Genomic DNA, 6,491 nt, shown 5'->3' on the forward strand with positions numbered 1-6,491 from the left:
CCTCACCACCGGGCGGGAACCCCGGCGGGGGTGGAACCGGGGTTCCCGCCCGGTGGTGAGGTCAGCAGTACTGGCTCTGCTTGCCGATCGCCCGGTACGGGCAGTCGGCGTACTCGGCCAGCAGCAGCACCGCGCTGCGGTTGCGCGAGGTCTGCGCCGGGATCACCTCGTCGGGCGGGTAGAAGCCGCCGCCGGAGGCCGAGCCGGGGTACATCTCGAAGGTGTACGCCCAGATCTTGTGGGCGCCCCACATCCAGTCGATGCTGGTGCCGTCGGCGATGTAGAGGTCGCTCGACTGCTCCGGGGTGTAGTTGTTCGTCGCCGCCATCTGCTGGCCGATGGTGGCGAAGGTGTTGTACTGGTCGGCGGTCATGCCGGTGGCGGTGTTGCTGTACGTGTAGCCGTACGGCCAGAGCACCAGCTGCGAGTACGTGTGGAAGTCGATGTTGGCCTTGATCTGCTGCACCCCGCCGACGACCCGGCTGTTGACGAAGTTGCGCAGCGCCGCGGTCTCCGGTGCGGAGAACGCGGACGGGCCCCGGTAGGTTTCCGACGACTTGGTGCTGGACGAGCCGCCGCAGCAGCCCCACTGGTAGCCCCAGTTGCGGTTCAGGTCGGTGCCGACGGCGGTCGAACCGCTGTTGGGCTGCCGGTTCTTGCGCCAGGAGCGGTAGGAGCCGGTGGCGATGTCGTACTCGCTGCCGTCCGGGTTGACGGTGGGGACGATCCAGATCTCCCGGGAGTTGACGATGTTCGTGATCCGGGAGTCGCTGCCGTAGTTGTCGGTGAAGAGGTTGAGCAGGTAGATCGCCATCTCCACGGTCAGGTGCTCACGGGCGTGCTGCTGGGCGTTGAACAGGATCTCCGGCTCGGCCTCGTCGGTGGCGACGTTGTCGGAGATCTTCACCGCCATCAGGTCCCGGCCCTGGTACGACGTGCCGATGCTCAGCTTGCGGGCGATGGTCGGGTGGTCGGCGACCACCTTGTTCACCACGGCGGTCAGCTCGGCGTAGTCGTGGTAGTTCGAGTCGGCGGACGGGAACGCGTTCGCGGTCATGCCCCCGTCGGCGTGTCCCGGCTCCGGCGTGACGTCCTTCTCGAGCCGGAATCCGAGCCGGGTGATCGCGTTCGCCTCGGCCTTGGTCGCCGTGACGTGCAGCACGCCGTGCTCGGAGTAGTCGATCGCGGCGCCGGTGGAGGCGACGGCGGTGCGGTCGGCCGCCGTACGCGGGCCGAGCACCCGGTAGGCGACGGTGGCCGGCTCACCGGAGCCTGCCGGCGCGGGCCGGGCCACGGCGGGCGCGGCGGCTGCGGTGAGGACGATGGTCAGGCCGGCGGCGGCGGCGAGCGCCAGCCGGCGGCGGAGCGGAGAGGCGCGGAAGGCCATGGACAACCTCCTGGGGGTACGGGAGATCCCGTTGTCCGCACACTCCACCAGGAGACACATGGTCATATCAATATCTGTCTCTATCTTTAGCCATCCCGACCTGATCCTCACTTCGGCAATGATTTTCTATGCCTGAACATCTGGCGAAACTTCCCGCCAAGCGCGACAGTGAACGGCAACGATGCCGTCTCCCTGTGGAGCTGCCATGTTCGGAAGACCCATGCGCGCGGCCGCCCTCGCCGGCCTCACCGCGCTCACCCTCCTCGGCACCAGCGCACCGGTCCAGGCGCAAGCCCCGCGGCCGGGCGTCACGCACGACGAACAGATCACCTTTCAGGAGTTCTCCCGCTTCCCCGACTGGCGTAGCGGCTCCCACCAGGGCACCCGCGCCGTACCGGGCCGCCACCCGGCGCTGACCATCGACCGCCCGGCGGGCACCACCGAGTTCACCGACGAGCACACCGGCACGACCCGCACCTGGGAGTACGCCACCTGGACCTCGCCCGAGCGGCGGATCGGCTTCGACGCCACCGAGATGGTCGCGTCGTGGAACGCCGCCACCCCGGCCGGCACCTGGATCCAGGTCGAACTGCACGGCACGTACAACACCGGGGCACAGACCCCGTGGTACGTCATGGGCCGCTGGGCCTCCGGCGACCAGGACATCAAGCGCTCCACGCTGGACGGCCAGGGCGACCCGTGGTCGAGCATCTGGACCGACACGTTCTCGGTCGACGACGCCGACGCCGGGGTGCTGCTGCGCTCGTACCAGTTGCGGCTCACCCTCTACCGCGCGCCCGGTCAGGCCGCCGCGCCGCAGGTCCGGATGCTCGGCGCGATGGCGTCGAACGTGCCGGACCGGTTCACCGTCACCCCGAGCCGGGGCGGCATCGCCTGGGGCACCGAGCTGGCCGTGCCGCGCTACTCGCAGAACATCCACATCGGCGAGTACCCCGAGTACGACGGCGGCGGTGAGGCGTGGTGCTCGCCCACCTCGACGGAGATGGTGGTCGAGTACTGGGGCCGCAAGCCCTCGGCCGAGGACACCTCCTGGGTCGACCCCTCCTACCCCGACCCGACCGTCGACCACGCCGCCCGGATGACCTACGACTACGAGTACGAGGGCGCCGGCAACTGGCCGTTCAACACCGCGTACGCGGCGAGCTTCCCCGGCCTGGAGGCACGGGTCACCCGGCTGCACTCGCTGGACGAGGCGGAACGCTTCATCAAGGCGGGCATCCCGGTGGTGACCTCGCAGTCGTTCCTCGCCAGCGAGCTGGACGGGGCCAACTACGGCACCTCCGGGCACCTGTTCGTGATCGTCGGCTTCACCGCCGGCGGCGACGTGATCGTCAACGACCCGGCGTCCTCGTCCAACGACGCGGTGCGCAACGTCTACAAGCGGGAGCAGTTCGAGCAGATCTGGCTGCGCACCAAGCGCTACCGGGCCAACGGCACAGTGGCCTCCGGCTCCGGCGGCATCGCGTACCTGATCAAGCCGGCCGACCGGCCGTGGCCGGTCGTCCCGGGCTCGACCAACTGGTGAACGGCGAGGGGCCCGGCGCCACGTCCGGCGCCGGGCCCCTCGTCCATCCGCTCAGCCGTCGCGGCGCTCGGCGTCCGGCTCGTCCTCGCCGGCGAGCGCGGTGCGCAGCCGGTCCTTCTCGGCGCGGCGCCGCTCCGACGCCTCCGCCATCTCCCCGGCCATCTCGTCCCGCCAGTTGCGCAGCAGGAAGAACGACAGCGCGGCGGAGGAGATCAGCGCCACCATCAGCCGCAGGAACATGTTCATCTCGACGAACCAGAGGGCTGCCAGCACGGCGACGAACAGCCCGACCCGGCCCAGCGTGTACTTGACCGCCGCGCTCATTCCCGCATTCCCACTCTCTCCGTGCCTCAGCCCGTACGCCGGGCCAGCCAGTGCACGCCATGAAACCAGATGACGGCGTAGACCACGGTGAACACCGCCGCGGCCAACGCGCCGGTGAACAGCGCGGGCAGCCCGGAGGCCAGGCCCGCCACCAGCAGGCCGGCGACGACGCCGAGCCCGAGACCGGCCAGCGCGGCCACCACCCGGGCGGCGCCGAACTCCCAGGCCCGGAACTCGTCCCAGAACAACCAGAGCGGCAGGATCACCGCGAGCCAGCCGTTCGTGCCCCCGAAGCCGCTGTCGCCGACGACGGCGAACGCCCACTCGAAGACCAGCAGCGCCAGCACCCCGATGACCAGGCCGGCGAGGCTCACCCCGAGCAGGTCGCCGAGGGTGAGGATGCGCCCCTCGGCGTCGCGCCGGGGGAAGCCGCGCTGCTGTTCCTCGTCGCTCATCGCCAGGTCAGGCCCAGACCTGCTGCGGCTCGGACCGGCGCTCCGCCATCGACGGGGGCGCGTCGTACTCGCGGACGATCTCGTAGCGGGTGTTCCGCTCGACCGGACGGAAGCCGGCGTCCCAGATCATGTGCAGCAGGTCGTCGCGGTGCATGGTGTTCGGCGTGCCGTACGAGTCGGCGTCGTGGGTGATCTTGTATTCCACGACCGAGCCGTCCAGGTCGTCGACGCCGAAGTTCAGCGAGAGCTGCGCGACCGACAGGCCGTGCATGACCCAGAAGCACTTGACGTGCGGCACGTTGTCGAACAGCAGCCGGGAGACCGCGAACGTCTTGAGCGACTCGGCCGGCGAGGCCATCGTGGTCCGGGCCTGGATCCGGTTACGGATCTTGCCGTCCGCCGAGTCGACGAAGTCGTGCTGGTAGCGCAGCGGGATGAAGACCTGGAAGCCGCCGGTCTCGTCCTGCAGCTCGCGCAGCCGCAGCACGTGGTCGACCCGGTGCCGGGGCTCCTCGATGTGGCCGTAGAGCATGGTCGAGGGCGTCTTCATGCCCTTCGAGTGGGCCAGCCGGTGGATGCGCGACCAGTCCTCCCAGTGGCAGTTGTGGTCGACGATGTGCTGCCGGACCTCCCAGTCGAAGATCTCCGCGCCGCCGCCGGTCAGCGACTCCAGACCGGCGTCCATCAGCTCGTCCAGGATCGCGTCGGCGGTGAGCCCGCTGATCTTCTCGAACCACTGCACCTCGGTCGCGGTGAACGCCTTGAGCTTGATCTTCGGCAGCGCGGCCTTCAGCTCCCGCAGCACCTTCGGGTAGTAGCGCCAGGGCAGCGTCGGGTGCAGGCCGTTGACGATGTGCAGCTCGGTGAGCTGCTCGTCCTCCATCTCCTTGGCCTTGCGGACCGCCTCGTCGATACGCATCGTGTAGGCGTCCTTCTCGCCCGGCTTGCGCTGGAACGAGCAGTACGCGCACGACGCCGAGCAGACGTTCGTCAGGTTCAGGTGCCGATTGACGTTGAACATCACCCGGTCGCCGTTGAGCTCGGTACGCCTGTGGTGGGCCAGCCGGCCCAGCCAGGTCAGGTCGTCGCTGGCGTAGAGGGCGATGCCGTCCTCGCGGGTCAGCCGCTCACCCGCGTACACCTTCGCCTCGAGTTCGCGCTTGAGTCCGGCGTCCATCCGAAAGCCACGTCCTTCCACCTGGGTTCCCGATCGAGCGTACGTCGCGGGTCGGACCGGCCGCCGACGTGGTCGCGCCGGTTCACCGGCCGTCACGCTCCGCACATCGACATCGTCGCAACAGTGAGGTAAGACAGGGTGGGGCGGAACACACACCAGGGCCGTCCTGTCCCGACACGCCCCAAGCACGCGTGACGGACCCCAGACCGGACGGGGAGCGGTATGGCTCACAGCACCAAGGCCCGACGGCGACGAGGACGGCAGCCGGTGATCTCACCGATCCTGCGCCCGGCGCTCTGGTCCGCCCTTCTGGGGGCGGTCGCGGCCGCGGCGCTCGCCACACCCGCCTGGGCCGACCCGCTGCCCGACGTCGTACCCGACACCGGCTCCCGGCCCCAGGTCACCGGCCCCCTGCAACTGCCCGGCTCGTCCGGCGCCGTCCGCGGCGCACCCGGCACCGTCCCCGGCGTACCCGGCACCGTCCCCGGCCTGCCCGGCACCGTTCCCGGCGTGCCCGGCACCGTTCCCGGCGTGCCCGGCACCGTCCCGGGCCTGCCCGGCGTCACCGCCCCGGGCGGCACGGCGGGCCTGCCGGGCACCACCGGCGTGACCAACCCGGCCGACGGCCCGCTGATCGCCCAGATCAACCAGCTCGACGCCCGGGTCACGCTGCTGGGTGAGGAACTGCTCCGGATCAAGACCGAGCGGGACGCCGCACAGACCGAGCTGACCCAGTCCGCCGCCCGGCTCACGGAGGCCCAGGACGCGCTCCGCCGCGCCCAGGACAACGCCAAGAGCGCCGCCGCCGACGCGGTCAAGGCCGACGCGGCGCTGCCGCCGGGCGAGTTCGGCGCCAGTCTGCGGGAGTTCGCCAACCTCCAGCGCATCACCCGGGGCGACAAGGCCGAGGGCGCCACCACGTCGGTGACCGGCGAACTCCTCCGTGCCACGAGCGCCGAGCAGATCGCGCGGGAGGCGCACGAGTCGGCCCGGCGGCGGGCGACCGAGAAGGCCACCGAGTTCACCCGCGCCGAGACCGACCTGCGCAAGCAGGAAACGGCGCTCGTCTCGCTGCGCAAGGAGAACGCGGCCAAGCTCCTGGAGATCGAGCGCCTGGCGGACGCCGCCGAGCAGCGGCTCGGCACCTCGTACGTGGTCGACCAGAGCATCGACGGCCTGGTGGCGGACCCGCGGGCGCTCGCCGCGGTGCGCTACGCCCTCGCGCAGCTCGGCGACCCGTACCTGTGGGCCGCGGAGGGCCCGGACCGGTTCGACTGCTCCGGCCTGATGCTCGCCTCCTACCAGGCGGCCGGCTACCGGGGCCTGCCCCGCGTCGCCAAGGACCAGTACTTCGCCACCCGTTCCCGCACCGTCCCGCCGAACGCCCTACTCCCCGGTGACCTGCTGTTCTTCGCCTCGGGCAGCAGCTGGACCAGCGTCCACCACGTCGCCATGTACATCGGCAACGGCAAGATGGTGGAGGCGCCGCGGACCGGCGACGTCGTCAAGATCTCGGTGGTCCGCTGGTCCCGGCTCTACGCCGCGACCCGGGTGATCGGAGCCGTACCCGCCCCGGCCACCCCCGCCCCGCCGCCGACCGTG

5 protein-coding genes and 1 pseudogene are annotated in these 6,491 nt (G+C 70.7%); 2 read left to right on the plus strand and 4 right to left on the minus strand.

Going from position 1 to position 6,491, the window contains the following annotated elements:
* Positions 1–64: 64 nt before the first annotated feature.
* Positions 65–1,387, minus strand: a pseudogene (locus F8279_RS28770) (M14 family metallopeptidase); the annotation flags it as partial.
* Positions 1,388–1,592: 205 nt separating this feature from the next.
* Between F8279_RS28770 and F8279_RS28775 the strand changes: the two are divergent.
* Positions 1,593–2,933 carry a C39 family peptidase gene (locus F8279_RS28775; protein ID WP_151501615.1) on the plus strand — a complete coding sequence of 447 codons (1,341 nt, stop codon included), beginning with the start codon at positions 1,593–1,595 and terminating at the stop codon, positions 2,931–2,933.
* 51 nt (positions 2,934–2,984) lie between these two features.
* Here F8279_RS28775 and F8279_RS28780 read toward each other — a convergent pair whose 3' ends face one another.
* Genes F8279_RS28780 through mqnE form a run of 3 tightly spaced genes read right to left on the minus strand, consistent with a single transcriptional unit; the run spans position 2,985 to position 4,889 of the window.
* Positions 2,985–3,257 (minus strand): DUF4229 domain-containing protein, encoded by a 273-nt coding sequence (locus F8279_RS28780; RefSeq protein ID WP_091414468.1) that lies wholly within the window; start codon positions 3,255–3,257, stop codon positions 2,985–2,987.
* Positions 3,258–3,283: 26 nt separating this feature from the next.
* Positions 3,284–3,712 carry a hypothetical protein gene (locus tag F8279_RS28785; RefSeq protein ID WP_151501616.1) on the minus strand — a complete coding sequence of 143 codons (429 nt, stop codon included), beginning with the start codon at positions 3,710–3,712 and terminating at the stop codon, positions 3,284–3,286.
* Positions 3,713–3,719: 7 nt separating this feature from the next.
* Positions 3,720–4,889: an aminofutalosine synthase MqnE gene (gene mqnE / locus F8279_RS28790; protein WP_091414396.1), complete on the minus strand. Its 1,170-nt coding sequence runs from the start codon at positions 4,887–4,889 to the stop codon at positions 3,720–3,722.
* A gap of 267 nt (positions 4,890–5,156) precedes the next feature.
* Here mqnE and F8279_RS28795 point away from each other — a divergent pair.
* Positions 5,157–6,491: NlpC/P60 family protein (locus tag F8279_RS28795; protein WP_151501617.1), on the plus strand; the 1,335-nt coding region annotated here is incomplete at its 3' end.

This window comes from Micromonospora sp. AMSO1212t, from assembly GCF_008868145.1.
GTDB lineage: Bacteria > Actinomycetota > Actinomycetes > Mycobacteriales > Micromonosporaceae > Micromonospora > Micromonospora tulbaghiae.

What these genes read in the sequence shown, in the direction of transcription:
- F8279_RS28785 (WP_151501616.1), bottom strand. Translation starts at nt 3,712, where the DNA reads ATGAGCGACGAGGAACAGCAGCGCGGCTTCCCCCGGCGCGACGCCGAG.
- F8279_RS28775 (WP_151501615.1), top strand. Translation starts at nt 1,593, where the DNA reads ATGTTCGGAAGACCCATGCGCGCGGCCGCCCTCGCCGGCCTCACCGCG.
- mqnE (WP_091414396.1), bottom strand. Translation starts at nt 4,889, where the DNA reads ATGGACGCCGGACTCAAGCGCGAACTCGAGGCGAAGGTGTACGCGGGT.
- F8279_RS28780 (WP_091414468.1), bottom strand. Translation starts at nt 3,257, where the DNA reads ATGAGCGCGGCGGTCAAGTACACGCTGGGCCGGGTCGGGCTGTTCGTC.